The 14,105-nt window shown below is 70.6% G+C and carries 11 protein-coding genes and 4 pseudogenes; 5 read left to right on the forward strand and 10 right to left on the reverse strand.

What is annotated here, in order from left to right:
- The first annotated feature begins 198 nt into the window (after positions 1-198).
- Positions 199-414: a SitI3 family protein gene (locus tag GA0070558_RS33595; protein WP_439709637.1), complete on the forward strand. Its 216-nt coding sequence runs from the start codon at positions 199-201 to the stop codon at positions 412-414.
- Positions 415-603: 189 nt separating this feature from the next.
- Here GA0070558_RS33595 and GA0070558_RS27075 read toward each other — a convergent pair whose 3' ends face one another.
- The 5 genes and pseudogenes from GA0070558_RS27075 to GA0070558_RS27095 all read right to left on the reverse strand — a co-directional run bounded on the left by GA0070558_RS27075 (position 604) and on the right by GA0070558_RS27095 (position 8,220).
- Entirely contained in the window at positions 604-2,421 is a 1,818-nt protein-coding gene (locus GA0070558_RS27075) for an exonuclease domain-containing protein (RefSeq protein WP_091284766.1), read from the reverse strand.
- A 76-nt stretch (positions 2,422-2,497) separates the two neighbouring features.
- The gene (locus tag GA0070558_RS27080) at positions 2,498-3,868 is read right to left on the reverse strand and encodes an SNIPE associated domain-containing protein (protein WP_256092149.1); all 1,371 of its coding nucleotides are present in this window, start codon (positions 3,866-3,868) and stop codon (positions 2,498-2,500) included.
- Positions 3,869-4,518: 650 nt separating this feature from the next.
- Positions 4,519-4,644 (reverse strand): annotated as a pseudogene (locus GA0070558_RS35250) (IS701 family transposase); the annotation flags it as partial.
- A gap of 484 nt (positions 4,645-5,128) precedes the next feature.
- The gene (locus GA0070558_RS27090; RefSeq protein WP_091284769.1) at positions 5,129-7,825 is read right to left on the reverse strand and encodes an AAA family ATPase; all 2,697 of its coding nucleotides are present in this window, start codon (positions 7,823-7,825) and stop codon (positions 5,129-5,131) included.
- Entirely contained in the window at positions 7,753-8,220 is a 468-nt protein-coding gene (locus GA0070558_RS27095; protein WP_091284770.1) for a type 1 glutamine amidotransferase family protein, read from the reverse strand. Before GA0070558_RS27095 ends, GA0070558_RS27090 begins: the two co-directional genes overlap by 73 nt.
- Before the next feature lie 392 nt (positions 8,221-8,612).
- Here GA0070558_RS27095 and GA0070558_RS27100 point away from each other — a divergent pair, with 392 nt between their 5' ends.
- Positions 8,613-9,050 carry a hypothetical protein gene (locus GA0070558_RS27100; RefSeq protein WP_198956715.1) on the forward strand — a complete coding sequence of 146 codons (438 nt, stop codon included), beginning with the start codon at positions 8,613-8,615 and terminating at the stop codon, positions 9,048-9,050.
- Between the two features lie 105 nt (positions 9,051-9,155).
- The gene (locus GA0070558_RS27105; RefSeq protein WP_091284772.1) at positions 9,156-10,193 is read left to right on the forward strand and encodes a medium chain dehydrogenase/reductase family protein; all 1,038 of its coding nucleotides are present in this window, start codon (positions 9,156-9,158) and stop codon (positions 10,191-10,193) included.
- Here the strand turns inward: GA0070558_RS27105 and GA0070558_RS27110 are convergent, their stop codons facing one another.
- The 5 genes and pseudogenes from GA0070558_RS27110 to GA0070558_RS33600 form a co-directional block, all read right to left on the reverse strand.
- A complete protein-coding gene (locus GA0070558_RS27110; protein ID WP_091284774.1) occupies positions 10,194-11,696 on the reverse strand; it encodes a multicopper oxidase family protein in 1,503 nt (500 codons plus the stop codon). It lies immediately after the preceding gene.
- Positions 11,697-11,959: 263 nt separating this feature from the next.
- Positions 11,960-12,256: an IS3 family transposase gene (locus tag GA0070558_RS35045; RefSeq protein WP_176734396.1), complete on the reverse strand. Its 297-nt coding sequence runs from the start codon at positions 12,254-12,256 to the stop codon at positions 11,960-11,962.
- Positions 12,257-12,445: 189 nt separating this feature from the next.
- A pseudogene (locus GA0070558_RS35050) lies at positions 12,446-12,652 on the reverse strand (transposase); the annotation flags it as partial.
- Between the two features lie 87 nt (positions 12,653-12,739).
- Complete coding sequence (locus GA0070558_RS27125; RefSeq protein ID WP_077939548.1) at positions 12,740-13,216, reverse strand: RICIN domain-containing protein; 477 nt, start codon at positions 13,214-13,216, stop codon at positions 12,740-12,742.
- A gap of 108 nt (positions 13,217-13,324) precedes the next feature.
- Complete coding sequence (locus GA0070558_RS33600) at positions 13,325-13,621, reverse strand: hypothetical protein (RefSeq protein ID WP_176734391.1); 297 nt, start codon at positions 13,619-13,621, stop codon at positions 13,325-13,327.
- Here GA0070558_RS33600 and GA0070558_RS27130 point away from each other — a divergent pair.
- Positions 13,572-13,769 (forward strand): annotated as a pseudogene (locus tag GA0070558_RS27130) (IS5/IS1182 family transposase); the annotation flags it as partial. The gene GA0070558_RS33600 and the pseudogene GA0070558_RS27130 overlap by 50 nt on opposite strands.
- Positions 13,770-13,914: 145 nt before the next feature.
- Positions 13,915-14,105, forward strand: a pseudogene (locus GA0070558_RS33945) (IS5/IS1182 family transposase); the annotation flags it as partial.

A 14,105-nucleotide genomic window follows, 5' to 3' on the forward strand; every position in this document is an offset into this window, starting at 1 on the left:
TCGGGTCTCCCGGGTCGGGCGCCTCATCGACGAACTCGGAGACCTCGTGCGCGCACTGCGCGACACCGAGCCGGAACGCAAACTGGAGGTCTACCGCAGCCTCGGGCTGCACCTGGCGTACGACCCGGAAACACAAACGGTGCGGGCAAGTGTTGACCTTGCCGCGCACCGTCGGGATTCGGTTCGTGTCCGAGGGACATCACCTTCTCCCCCCACGCCGACGACCTCGCCGACAAAGCCATCCCCAACATGATCGCCACCGTGTCCAGGGTCCTGGCCGGGCGGGAGGGAGACGCCGCCCTCATCCAGGACGGCAACCACCTCCTCCTGACCCGCACCAACAGCGTCACCCACCTCCACCACCGCGACGACTGGTGGGACCACTACCACCTCACCCACCTCATCACCGGCTGAACCCGCCCCCGCTCCGCCACTGTCCCCTGCGCGGCACCGGACCAGCGTTCAGAGGTTGCCGCTGACCGGGGGCAGCTCCCGGGTCACTGCCACAGCCGGTGACAGCAAGGGGGACGTGAGGGCGAACCCCGCGAGGGCACCGTGAGGCACTTCACTCAGACACATCACGGGTCATGGACGGTGTGGCGGCTACGCGTGGGCCGCGGCCTGGCGCTGTCTGAGACGCTCGAGGAGCCGAGCCGGTGTGGCTCCGGGAGCATGTCGCTGTCGGGCGAATCGTTCGAGCACCGCGACTTCGGCGGCGGGGTCGCCCAGGCCGGCGAAGATGATGGCGGCCCTCTCGTAGTACCAGGGAGCCACCCCGTGCCCGCTGATGCGTGCGTCGTTCTCCACCGCGTCGATGCACCGGACGGTCAGGAGCAGAGCCGCATGGACATCGGTCTTCTGCATCGTCGTGATCTGGTCGGTGAGGGTATGCGGCTGCTGGCCGTCGACCAGTCCGTCCGTCGTGGGCGCACACCACAGCGGTAGGCCGGTGCTGTCCGACCAGGTGCGGCCGTCTCCCGCGCTGGCCCTCTCGGTCCAGCCCCTGCCGTCCCAGAAGCGGTAGGTCCACCGCCCGGACGGGTCCAGGTACCAGCCGGCGACGACCTGCGGTCTGCGAGGGGTGGGCAGGGGCACCGCGGCGGCCGGTGTCGGCTCGGCGCGGGACTCGTGCTGTTCCGCGCCCACCGTGGCGGCTCCGGGCTGGTGGGGTGCCGGGGAAGGCGTGGCGGTGCTCCCCAGCATGTCGTCGAGGGCCAGGTCGGAGCGGATCGGTATGGCGAGTTCGCGTGCTCGCGCGACCTTCGCGTCGTCCTGGTCGGAAGCGGTGATCACGGCGGCGACGACGTTGCGGGTTAGGTTCACCGCCAGGACGAAACCGGCCTGGGTGAGGCGGTCACGGGCGTCGACGGACACGGACGGGCTGCACCAGACGCGTTGTCCCTTCTGCTTGACCGCCCGGGTGCGGTGCGTGGTTTCCGCCTCGGGCGCAGTGAGGTCTGCGAAGTAGTCCGGTTCCCCGAGAAGTCGGGCGGCCGTGACGAGTTGCTGGTGCTCGATGCTGGTCAGGATGTCGTCGGCGAGCGCTGCGTCCCGCAGTCCGTCGAGGTAGCGGTGGTGCAGATCCCGTACCTGTTGGGCGCCCATGCCGGACTGCCCGGCCAGTCGGGCCAGTGCCTTGGCCTCGACGCCGGTCAGCTTGCCGTCGCTGAGGGCGTCCCCTACGGCGTCGAGGTACGCCTCGGCGGACGCCGGGTCGGTGTCGCTGGTGGAGTAGGGCAACTTGCTGAGTAGCGACTGGATCCACCCGTCCGTGCCCTTGCGTAGGCCGGTTGCCCGGGTGCGGGGCTGGGCGTGGCGGGGGTACCGAGGCAGTGGCACGGGCGCGGACGGGAACCGGAGGGCAGGTGCCTCCGCCAGGAGCCGGGTGAGGAGTTGAGCGGTCGCCCGGGTGTCACCGAGAGCGGTGTGGGCGTCGTGCAGCTCGATGCCGTACGCGGCGCAGCAGGACACGAGCTGGAAGTTCGGCGCGGCCAGGACCTGTCGGGCCAACCGCAGGGTGCACACCGCAGGCAGGGGCGCGGTGTCGATGCCGGCGCGGGCGAACTCCTGCGCGATGAAGCCCTCCTCGAAACGGGCGTTGTGCGCCACCGCGACAGCACCGTCGAGTCTGGACAGGATCTCTCCCGCCACGTCGGTGAAGGTCGGCGCTCCGGACAGCATGTCGGCCGTGATGTGGTGGACGAACGTCGGGCCGGGGTCGCGGCCTGCGTCGATGAGGGTAGCCCACTCGTCGACCACCCGGCCTCCCTCGACGCGGACCAGGGCGATCTCCACGATTCGGTCGGACCTCGATGACAGCCCGGTGGTCTCCACGTCCACCACCACGAACGGCGCGTCGCCCAGGTCGACACCTCCGCTTCCGCCTGCTGACCCGAAGGCGAACAATCCGACCGACGACATACGTACCCCTCCAAATCCACGATTCCGCTGGCCCGACCCGCCCGCACCAGTCCCGGCTGTCCACGATCCCGGCACGTCAGGTGATCGCGCCTGCGTGCTCCTGCGCCTGGGTGAGGCTCTGCCGGTACTCCAGGGCCTCCGGGACCTCCTCGTACTGCAGCAGGCTGCCGGTCAACGCCAGCAGATGCTCCTTGGCCTCCTCCGGGGTGGCGTAGAAGAACTCGCGGCGGTGGTTGACCAGGTTGACCCGCCGGTCGGCCAGGCGTGCGTGCATCTGCGCCTCGATGCCGACCGCGTCCTCGGAGAAGAACAGGGCGTGGACGTCGAAGTTGAAGGGCACCGAGGCGTCGCTGAGTTCCCGCACCCGGTCCAGCGGGTCCAGCCGGCGGGTCATGCCGACCTTGACCATCTTCTCGCCGAAAGCGCCGAGGTTAGAGATCACGTACACGTATCCGGCCCGGACGTTCGCGGCCCGGTGGTCGACGTCCTGAATCGCGGTGTCGATCTGGGCCAGCCGGTCCTGCATCTGGGCGACGCCGTCGGCATCGCCCTTGGCCTGCAGAGCGGCCAAGGCGTTGGCGTAGTGCTGGCGTTCCTTGTCGAGCCGGGCGCGTTCGCGTTCGATCTCCTGCTGCGCGCGTCGCTCCTCGCGCAGCCGGGCCTTCTCCTCCCGCTCCCGCTCCTTCTCCTCAGCCAGCTTCTCCTGGTAGTCGGCGGTGAGCTCCAACTCCTTGATTCGCAGCCGGTGGTAGTCCTCGGCGATCCGGATCTGCATCGTCTTGCCGAGCTTGGCGATCGTGGCCGCCACCTTCCCCAGCCGGTCGACGGCCGAGTCGAGCTTGTACGGCTTCAACCCGCGTACGAGGTTGTCCGCCTCGGCGTTGTAGGCGCGGAGCATCAGCTTGGAGAAGTCCCGGACCATCGCCCGGCCCTCCGTGACCGAGCCGTTGACCGTCCAGCCGGTAGCGGCCTTGACCGCGCCGCCGTCCTTTCTGGCCATGGCCTTGATCTGGTCCTGGATCCGGCTGAGCTGGCTCTGGTAGGCAACCGCGTCCGACAGAGGGTGCCGGTACTGGTAGACGCCAGCCTCCTGCAGCAGCGCGGTCTCCTCGGTGACCACGATCTGCTGCCGAAGCCCACGAAGGCGGCGGTCGAGCTCGGCCTTCTGCGCCTTGCCCTTCGCCGTCAGGTCGGCGAGCTCACGACCGAGCCTGTCCCGCTGCTGTTCCAACTCCAGCACCGACAGCATGCCCAGGCGCGACATCTCCGCCCGCAGCCCCGCCAGCTCGGCATGCGCCTGCTCCAGCTCGCTGCGCAGCCGCGTACCCTCCGCGGCCAGTTCACGCGCCTTGCCCCGGGCACCGAACAAGGGGATGTCCGGATCACTGACGGTGCGCTGTTGCGGGACGACGGCAGGAGTACTGGCAGCCTGCGTGGCTGCCGTCATGGGTGCCACCGGAGCCGGAGCCGGATTATCCGGAAGCCACAACTGCCAGCCCGGCGGAGGAGGGCCCCAGGTGGGATCCGGTGTCCAACCCGACGGTGGAACCCACCCAGCAGGAGGCGTCGGCCAGTTCGGTGGTGCGTTGAAGCGGTATCCCATCGCTCTCCCCAGGCATCACAACGGCCCGACGAAACTAGCGCCGCAGCCCACGGGCGGACATCGACGACTCAGACCGGCAGTTCAGCCCATCCAGACGGCCACGAATACCCAAACGAGGAGTTCAGTCCAGTTCCTGACAAAAGCGAGCATTGCTGCGGAACGGGCCGGCCAGCAAGGGACACGTCGGCAGCCCTCCTACCGCACGTACCGATGGCCGGTGCTGTCAGAGGTTGACAGGATGAACGGGGGTTCGATCGGCCTGACAGTCGAGATCTGACAGGATGGTCTGCTCGGCAACCCGGCCGCAGCCGGACGGGACAGCCATCCCCAGCAGAAGCTCAGTGGCATCGACGACCGCCGGAAGCTGAACCCGGGCGGGTATTTGCATTGGAAAAACGGCAGGCAGGGCAGCAGGAACAAGCGACTCACCGCTCGGGACAGGAGGTCGTGTCATGGCGGTGGCCGCAGAAAGACGATGTCGTGTGTCTCGTCGCATGACCCGCCCGCTCCGCAAGCGACCAGCAGGTCTTACGTTCCACGCCCGACAGCAGCCCTTCCACGAACTGCCCGGCGCTCCGGCGTGGCTCGGCCCGCACGAACCGGCCCGCGACACGCGCCACCGCCTCGTCCAGGATGACCCGCCACTCGGCGGGGTCGACGCTGTGGCACGCGGCCACCGCACGATCTTCGGTTGTCCTCACAAACCATCGATGATCAACGCGGTGGCCGTCTCCATGCCCACGCCACGCTCAACGCCAAAGCCAAGTGACGTTGGAGTAGTAGTCATCGGCTAGTTTGTATCCGATGCCATACACGGTGAGCAGCCGCACCGGACATCGGGAATTCACCTCGATCTTGCGGCCGCGCGGTGGCCTGGCACGCCGCCGACGTCCACCGCGGACCTTCCGGCAGGCGTACGGCTGGCCGGCGTCCTCGCCCTCGCCGCCGCCGGCCCGGGCGCGGCCACCAACCCGGGTTCCCCGGAGGCCGAGCCCTGCCGGACCTGCCGTGCACCGACCACCGCGCTGGCCGCGTCACCCGCCGCTGCCACCGGCGACTACGCCGACGGCTGCTGCGGCAGGCCCGGGGCGACGAGCCGCATTCCTAGCCCGCGCCGAGGTCGGGCCGGTGCCTGAGTTGCCGCCGGGAGTTGATGCCGAGCTTGCGGAAGATGTTGCGCAGGTGGGTGTCGACGGTACGCGGGCTGATGAACAACTGGGCGGCCACCTCGCCCGACGTCGCGCCGGCGGCGACCAGCCGGGCGATGTGCAGCTCCTGGATCGTCAGCTGGTCGTACGTGTGTGGTGACCGTTGGCGTGGCCGCTCCCCGGTGGCACGCAGCTCGACGGCGGCCCGCCGGGCGAACGCGTCCAGCCCCGCCTCGGACAGCAGGCGGTGCGCGGTGCGCAGATGCTCGCGGCAGTCCCGCCGGCGGCCCTCGCGCCGCAGCCATTCCCCGTACACGAGATGGGCCCTGGCCCGGTAGGCCGACAGCGGGCTCCGCTCCAGGTGCGCGACGGCGGCCCGGTAGTGCTCCTCGGAACCGGTCACCAGCGCCCGGGCGTAGGCGGCGATGCCCAGGCCGGTGGCCGTTCCGCTGGCCTCGGCGCGGTCGACCAGCGACCCCAGCGCGTCTGCGGCGGTGTCGGAGTCGCCGCAGCGCACCGCCGCCTCGACCAGCTCGGGCAGGGAGAAGCTGGCGAGGAAGAGGCCCCCGTCCGCAACGGCCCGCCGGGCGGCGGCCAGCGCGGCCGGATAGTCGGCGAGACCGTTGTGCAGCACCGCGGACGCCCAGTCGATGTTGCCGGTCAGGAGACCGCTGCCGCTCGTGGCCGCCGCGACCGCGACGCTCTCGAACAACGCGAGCGCCTCGGCGCGGCGACCGCGCACGGCCGCCAGGTGGATCCGGTGGTACGGCATCGGGGACCCGCCGATCGCGTCGGCTATCGCCTCCTCCTCGGCGATCGACGCCATGGCCAGGCCGAGGTCGGCGGTGAGCGCGCCGTACGAGGCGGTCTGCGCGAGCCCGAGACGCAGCAGCAGCGGCGCACCGGACTCGCGGCCGGTGCGCACCAGCCACTCGACGATCGCCCAGTGCCGGTGCGGATCCCAGATCTCCGCCGCGAGCATGAGCGCGAGCGCGGGGTGCTCGGTCCATCCCGTCCCGTCGTGACCGTCGAGGACCTGCCGGATCAGCGGGACCGCGCGGCGATGTCCCGCCGACTCCAGCAGGCCCAACGCGTCCAGGACGTCCGGCGGACGCGCCACGGTCACCGGCACAGACCGGGTGGCGGCCAGCACCCGGTCCAGCACGCCGCTGGCCCGACCGACGAGGAGGGCCATCTCGATCGCATCCAGGAAGCACCGGCGGGCCCGGTCCGGGTCCAGCCCGGCCAGCCGCCTGCCGGCGCGGATCATGAACTCCGGGCCGCTCTCGTCCCGGTGGCTCTGGAAGGCGACCTGCCCGCGCAACAGGTCGGCGTGCGCGAGTTGAAACTCGTCGAGCACGCGGTGCTCGACGGCCCGGACCAGCACGGCGGCCCGGTCGGGGCGGCCGGCGACAAGGGTGGCCTGCGCCGCCGCGAGCGTGCGTTCGACCCGGCTGGCGGGATCCTGGGACAGCTCGGCCGCGCGTTCCAGGAAGGTCGCCGCGGCCACCGCGCCGCCGCGCGCCCGGGCGCGGGCCGCCGATCGTACGAGCTCCGCGGCGACCCCGTCGTCGGGGCCGACGCTGGCCTGGGCGCGGTGCCAGGCCCGCCGGTCCGGGTCGGAGTCGGCGTTGGTCACCTCGGCCAGCGCCCGGTGCGCCCGCTGCCGTTCCGGCCCGGATGCGGCCCGGTAGACCGCGGAGCGGGCAAGCGGGTGGCAGAAGCGGACGCCGGTGGAGAACTCCACCAGCCCGGTCGCGGCCACGCTGACGCTGGCGGTCGACACGTCCACGCCCGACAGGCACGCGGCCGACCACAGCAGAGCGGGATCGCCCGTCGGGTCGGCGCTGGCCACGGTCAGCAGCAGGCGGGCGTCGTCCGGCAGCCCCGACAGCCGGGCCCGGAAGCTGCGCTCTATCCGGTTCGGCACCGGCGTGCCGTCCGGCGGCCCGAGACCGTCCGCCCAGGGCAGTTCGAGCAGGGCCAACGGGTTTCCCCGGGCCTCGGCCAGCAGCCGGTGCAGCACCTGCTCGTCGCGCAGGAGGTGCCGTCTGGCCGCGAGCACCGTCCGCGCGTCGGCGTCACTCAACCCGGTGACGTCGAGACCGGGCAGCTCGTCCATTTCGTCCCGGACGGGCGGCCGCAGCGCGAACAGCATGGCGATGGGCTCGGCGGACACCCGCCGACCGACGAACGCCAGCGCCTTCGACGACGCCGCGTCCAACCAGTGAGCGTCGTCGACCACGCACAGCAGCGGGCGCACCCGGGCTGCGGCGGCCAGCAGCCCCAGGGCCGCCACACCGATGTGGAACAGGTCGGGTGTGCCCGCAGCCAGCCCGAATGCCACCCGGAGCGCGTCGGCGTGCCGGGAGGGCAGGTCCGCGAGGTGATCGAGTACCGGCACACAGAGCTGGTGCAGCGCGCCGAAGGGCAGCTCCCGCTCGAACTGCACCCCCGACGCCTGGACGACGCGCACGCCGGACGCCGCGTCGCTGGCGCGCGCCAGCAGCGTGCTCTTGCCGATGCCGGCTTCGCCGCGCACCACGAGCGCCCCGCCCCGGCCCGACCGGGCACACTGGATCAGCTCGTCGAGGACCTTGAGTTCGACGTCCCTGCCGACCAGTGAGCCCGGGGAGGCAGCTGCGGATCGCACGCCGGACAGGCTACCCCTGTCCCGCCCCCGGTGCCGCCGCCCGGAATCGCGCCGGTCGGCACCGGTAGCCGACCAGCCGGCTGCCTGTCGTCGTCGACCACCCCGGGCCTCGGTGACGACACGAACGCCGCGAGCTGGTCCTTGACCATCTGGTGGGTGACACACGGCCGGCCATGGGTCAGACCCGCCGCGCCGAGCAGCAGCGCGCCCGTGCAGACGGCGACCACCAGGCCGGGGCGCCAGGGTGCCGCCGCCGGCAGTGACCGTACGCGGAGGTCGGCGGTGACGTACTCGATACTCAGGGGCGCACGGGCAGCGTTGCGGGCGATGGTCAGCACCTCGTACGGCCCGACGAAGTCCTGTTCCTCGATACCGTCGTACATGACGACCTGCACGCGCGGCGGACGATCTGCCGACCAGGTCGGGTCGGGACGTCGGACGGGATCCGTCCGGTGTTCGTCGTCGGCTGCGGCGGCCGCCCAGCGGCGGCCGTGCCGGTCAGCGCAGAGGCACCGACCGTGAGGCCGACGCCGAGGGCGGATCGCCGCTGCCCTGGCGCGTCCGGAGTGGACCATCATGCTCCGATAGTCGGGCACGCCAGGGTTTCAGTTCCGGCCATCCGGCAGCGCCCGGCGGGAGTCGCGTCGACGACCGTCCGCCGCGCGGTGCGACCACGCGGGCGGCTGCGTGGGTGACTACGCAGTTCCCACCGATGCGGCGTCGAGCCCGGCTGACCGATGGTCTTCCTGTCCACGCCCGTGGCGTGACCGAGCAAAGGGGAAGCTCCATGACAGCCCGCACCGACCTCGCCGCCCCAGCCGTCGCGACGCCGACGCGCTGGCAGGACCGGACGGGTCGCATCCTGATGGCGATCACGGCAGCCGCCACCCTGGTGCCGTTCGTCGAGGGCGTCTCCCGCCTCGGCGGCCTCTCCGACGACCTGATCCTCACCGAGTACTGGCGCACCTGCGCCTACATCGTCTTCGCCGGCATGTGGGCCATGCTGGCGGTGGCGCCCCGCAAGCAACGGGGCATGTGGGAACTCCTGCTGTTCCACAAGATCGCGGTCACCGTCCAGGCCACGTTCGTCCTCGATGTCCCGCACGCGGTACGGACCCTGGTCGCCGACGGGTCCGTCTCGGTGACCACCGTCGCCGCCTACGTGCTGTGCCGCGGCTGGCATACCTGGCGTCGCGGGGCGCTGGGCCCCGACGACAACCGCTGATCGCGCCGGGCCGCGTCGGCGGCCCGGGCACCCGACCGGCACCGGCACCACCGCGTGTCCCTCGCCACTGCCCCAGAACCCGAGAATCTGCGGAGGAATGCCGTCATGACCCACGCCGTCAACCCGAGTACGACCGAGATAGTCCTGCCGGGCGTGGTCGAACCGACCGGGCTGGAGGTGCGTACCCGTGAGTTGCCCGCGCCGGGTCCGGGCCAGGTCGTCCTACGGATGGAGGCGACCGGTGTGTCGTTCGCCGAGCAACAGATGCGCCGAGGCAAGTACTACGACCAGCCGCCGTTCCCCTTCGTACCCGGGTATGACCTGGTCGGCACCGTCACGGCCGTCGGGCCTGGCGTGGACTCCGGCCTGACCGGACGCCGGTTCGCCGCGGTCACCAAGATCGGAGCATGGGCCACCCAGGTGCTGATCGAGGCCGCCGACCTGGTCCCGGTGCCGGACGGGGTGTCCCCCGCCGCCGCGGAGACCGTGGTCGTCAACGGCATCACGGCCTGGCAGATGCTGCACCGGCTGGCCAAGGTCCGCCCCGGGGGCGTCGTCGTCGTGCTGGGGGCCAACGGCGGCGTCGGCTCCACGCTCGTCCAGCTGGCCCGGTACGCCGGCGTCCGCGTGATCGGCACGACGTCGGCGCGACACCACGACACGGTACGCGCGCTGGGCGCCACCCCCGTCGACTATCGCGCCCCGGGCATGTACCACCGGATCAGGGCGCTGACGCCGGACGGCGCGGACGCGGTGTTCGACCACGTCGGCGGCCCCGGCGTAGCCCGGTCCTGGGGGCTGCTGCGCAAGGGCGGCACGCTGGTGTCCTACGGCACGGCGGCGACCAAGAACGAGGCGGGCAACTCGCGGCTGCCGGTGCTGAAGCTCTTCGCGCAGCTGAAGCTCTGGCACACCCTGCCCAACCACCGAAGCGCCTACTTCTACAACTTCTGGGCGGGCCACCGCGACCTGGCGGCCTTCCGGCGCACCCTGGCCGAGGACCTCACCCACGTGTTCCGGTTGCTCGCCGACGGCGTGCTCGACCCGCAGATCGCCGCAGAGCTCCCCCTGGCCGAGGCGGCGTCGGCGCTGACGCTCGCCGAGTCCCGCACCATCGCCGGCAAGGTCGTCCTCGTGCCCTGATCACGGGTGCCGGTGTCGGCCCGGCGGGACGCCGACCTGCTCGCCCTCCCCGAGGACGACGAACTGGCCCATCATCCCGTTGTCCTCGTGCGCGAGCAGGTGGCAGTGGTACATGTACGGCATGTTCGGGTCGGTGCGGCCCCGGAAGCGCATCGCTAGGCGGTAACGCCTCCCCTGCACGAGCAGGACGGTGTCCTTCCAGCCGCGCAGCGGTGGTTCCGGCGTTCCGCCGTCGACGGTCAGCACCTGGAACTGCACGTCGTGGACGTGGAAGTTGTGCAGGTACCCGTTGTCGTTGGTCACCTCCCACACTTCCACAGTGCCCTCCCGGACACCGAAGTCGATCCGGTCCATGGCCATCGGTCTGCCGTTGATCTGGTTCGACGCGAGCAGGAAGGAGCGCTCCTGGGCTACCGCCTCGCCAGCGAGGTCCGGGGCGACGCCGAGCACGGCGGGAACGGTGGCGTCGCCGGACAGCGAGCCCGCGGCCCGGAACTGGCAGATGTCGAGGCGGTCGTCGAAGCCGTCGAGCCGTCCCAGCACGCCGCCGTGCTCCGCCGGGTACGAGCGCAGTTCGACCCGCTCCCCCGGCGCGAACGCCACCACGATCTCCGCGCGTTCCCCCGGCGAGAGGTACAGCCGGTCGGTCTCCCACGGCGCGGCGAGCAGGCCGCCGTCCGTGGCGACGAGCGAGAAGCGCCGGTCGTCGGAGAACCCGAAGTGGTACAGGCGCGCGTTGGAGCCGTTCAGCAGCCGCAGCCGCACGAGCCGGGTCGTGACGTCGACGTAGGGCCCGATCGTGCCGTTGACGAGGATCTCGTCGCCGATCACCCCCAGCGAGCCCGCCAGCGGCTCCCGCTGCGCGAACTGCTGGTCGGCGTCGAACGAGCGGTCCTGGACGATCATCGGGAGGTCGTCGACACCGTACTCGGACGGCAGGTCGAGCGCCTCGGCCCGCTCGTCGTCGACGATGAACAGCCCGGCCAGGCCCCGGTACGTATGGTCGGCGGTCGAACCGTGCAGGTGCGGGTGATACCAGAGCGTCGCGGCGGGTTGGTCGATCGTCCACCGCGGTTCCCAGGTCCCCCCGGGCGCAACCGTCTGGTGCGGGCCGCCGTCCATCACCGCCGGCAGATGCATGCCGTGCCAGTGCAGCGAGGTCGCCTCGCCGAGGCCGTTGCGCACCACGAACTCGACCCGCTCGCCGCGCCGGGCCCGGATCGTCGGGCCCAGGTACGCGCCGTTCACGCCCCAGGTACGGGTGGGCTTGCCGTCCTTGAACCGGGTCTCGCCCGGCTGGATGCCGAGGGTGAAGACCCGGGCGCCCGAGGCGCCACGGCGCGACCGGGCCAGGGCGGGGATCGACAGCGGCGTGTCGAAGGAGACCTTTCCGACCGTGTTCCGCCTCGCGCTCAGGTAGTAGGCGCCGAAGCCGCCCCCGCCGAGCACGACCGCGCCACCGATTCCCCACCCGAAGGCCCTCAGCACCGTACGACGTCTCATGGGACAACCATGTCGCGGCCGGCGATGCGTCGCGTCGGCGACGACTGCGTAGCTACGCGATCACCTCCGCGGCCTGCTATCCGTGGAACGCCTCGTGCGGGTTGGTCGTCTCGCCGGGTGGGGGTGGCACCTCGGGACGAGGCATGACCCTGCTCCGTCAGACTATGACCGGCAGGCGGGCGACGCGCGACGCCGCCGCAGCGCCGGCCCGGCCCCGTTCACCGGTCGTCGCTGCGATCAGCTGCTGATCCCACCCAGTACTCCTACTCACCAGAAGGGTGAGGTTCCCCCCGGGATGTGGACACCGGGATATGCCGATGCGTGCGGCGGCGCAGATGCCGGCCCACGACGTCGCGTTGCCGCATGATCCGCTCGGCCCGCTTGCGGTTGACCCGCACACCCTGGTGGTGCAGCCCGACGGTCACCCGAGGGGATCCGTAAGTGCCGCCGGATTCGGCGTGAACCCTGGTGATCTGCTCGGCGAGGGCGTCCTCGTCGGCGGCGTGAGCCTGTCGGGCGGGCTCGCTGGCTGTCCAGCGGTGGAAGCCGGAGCGGGACACCGCCGGGACCGGAAGCGGCTGGTCACCGATCCATCTCCTTCGCGAAATAGGCGGCTGCCTTACGCAGGATCACCTTCTCCTGCCGCAACTGCGCGACCTCACGCCGAAGCCGGGCGATCTCGGCGTCCTTGTCCGCCACCGACAACCCGTCCCGCCCGAGGCGGTCACAGCGGCCCCGGCCCGGCGTTCGGCGGCGCGCACCCGGTTCCGCAGGATCTCGTGACTCATCCCCAGCTCACGGGCTACCTGGTTGATCGGCCGCTGAGACGAGCGGACCAAGTCGACCGCGTCACGCCGGAATTCTTCCGTGTACTTCGATGGACGCCCCCACGGGGACACCCTTCCTCTGGACCAACATCCAGTTTCAGGGTGTCCACATCTCAGGGGGAAGCCCATCCAGCAGGATCCCCCACTCCGCGCGGCGCCCCACGTCGACCGACCGCCCACTCGAGATCGCGCCGCTGCCGTGGAAAGCCGCGGAGATCATGCGCCGAGTCGGGTCCACCACTGGTGTTGTCCCCAATTGGACTGCCCGGTGTAGACCGCGCCGTCGAAGTTGCTGTCCAGGATCAGGCCCGTCGCCCGGTTGCCCCAGAGGTATGAGGAGATCTGGTGATCACTGCCGATCATGTCCCAGATCTGGTAGTTGCCTCCGTTGCACGGCAGGGCGTACACGGCGCCGTTGAGATTGCTGTCCAGGCACCAGCCGGAGGCCCGGTTCACGAAGGTGTACCCCCCGTTCACCACATTGAGGATCCAGTGCTGATTGTGGACGTTCGGATAGCAGGGAAGTGTGTAGACCGAGTTACCAGAGCTGTCTAGGCATCGCTTCGTGGCGTAGTTACTGAGGGCCGTGATGTCGACGGCCAGTGCCGGCTGGGCGGCGACGACGAGACCGGACGCCACCAAGCCGATGGTCATGGTGACGCGGAGCAGGCTGCGGGTGAGCAGGTTTTTCACAGTGCCTCCGATGCGAGTGCTTGACGTGAAGGTACGTTGGCGCCGTTCGGCTCCGCGTCGGTGAAAACTACGTACGTGGTGCCACGGAGAGTTAGGTGAACGGCCCTCTCACCACGACCTCCATCGTCGGCAGAGTGCGAGAAGATTGCCTTGTTTACCGTGCTCACGATCGCCGCGTCCGTTCTGGTCGGGTTCTTCCCCGCTGCCCCGGCGCTCGCCGTGCTGCAGGATGGTCAGGCGACCGGGCAATGGAATATGCAGGGGCAGAGCCAGGGTGGCGAAGGTCCGCCGAAGTTCCGTTGGCAGACCATCGTGCAGGGGATCCTTGATGACCCGACGATCCAGGTCCTGGCGCAGGAGGTGGGTGGTCGAGCGGACGAACTCGTAAATGAACGGGTTCGGCAAGATCCGCCGGTGCACCGACCGCGACGCCACAGTCACCGACTTCTACCTGTACCTGGCCGCCGCCATCGTCACCGTCCGTCAACTCATCCACCGGGCACGAACCCACCACCGCTGGGGCACCCGGCCCACCACCCGCCGACTCAAGTGACACCTACTGAGGTGATCTCAGCAAGGTTCGGCGGCCGAGTGGGATGACACGGGCTTAACGTCCATACCGGACGGCGCTGGATATGGGCGTGGAGCCATCGGTAGACAGGTTCTTGCGACGGAATCGGTCTCCGAGAGGGCCCCACGTGATCACCTATTCTGCCAGGCTCGACGTCCCCAGGGAACTGGTGCGACACGTGGCGCGGCTTCTGCACGCCGAACGTCGGGCGGTGCGCACTCGCCGCCGTGCGAGGGCGTTGACGTGCTTCTACCAGGCGCTTCTGGTGTTGGTGTGGTTCCGCAAGGGTGAGGACAAGACCACCCTCGGGGCCGGGTT

Source organism: Micromonospora haikouensis (assembly GCF_900091595.1).
Taxonomy (GTDB): Bacteria; Actinomycetota; Actinomycetes; order Mycobacteriales; family Micromonosporaceae; genus Micromonospora; species Micromonospora haikouensis.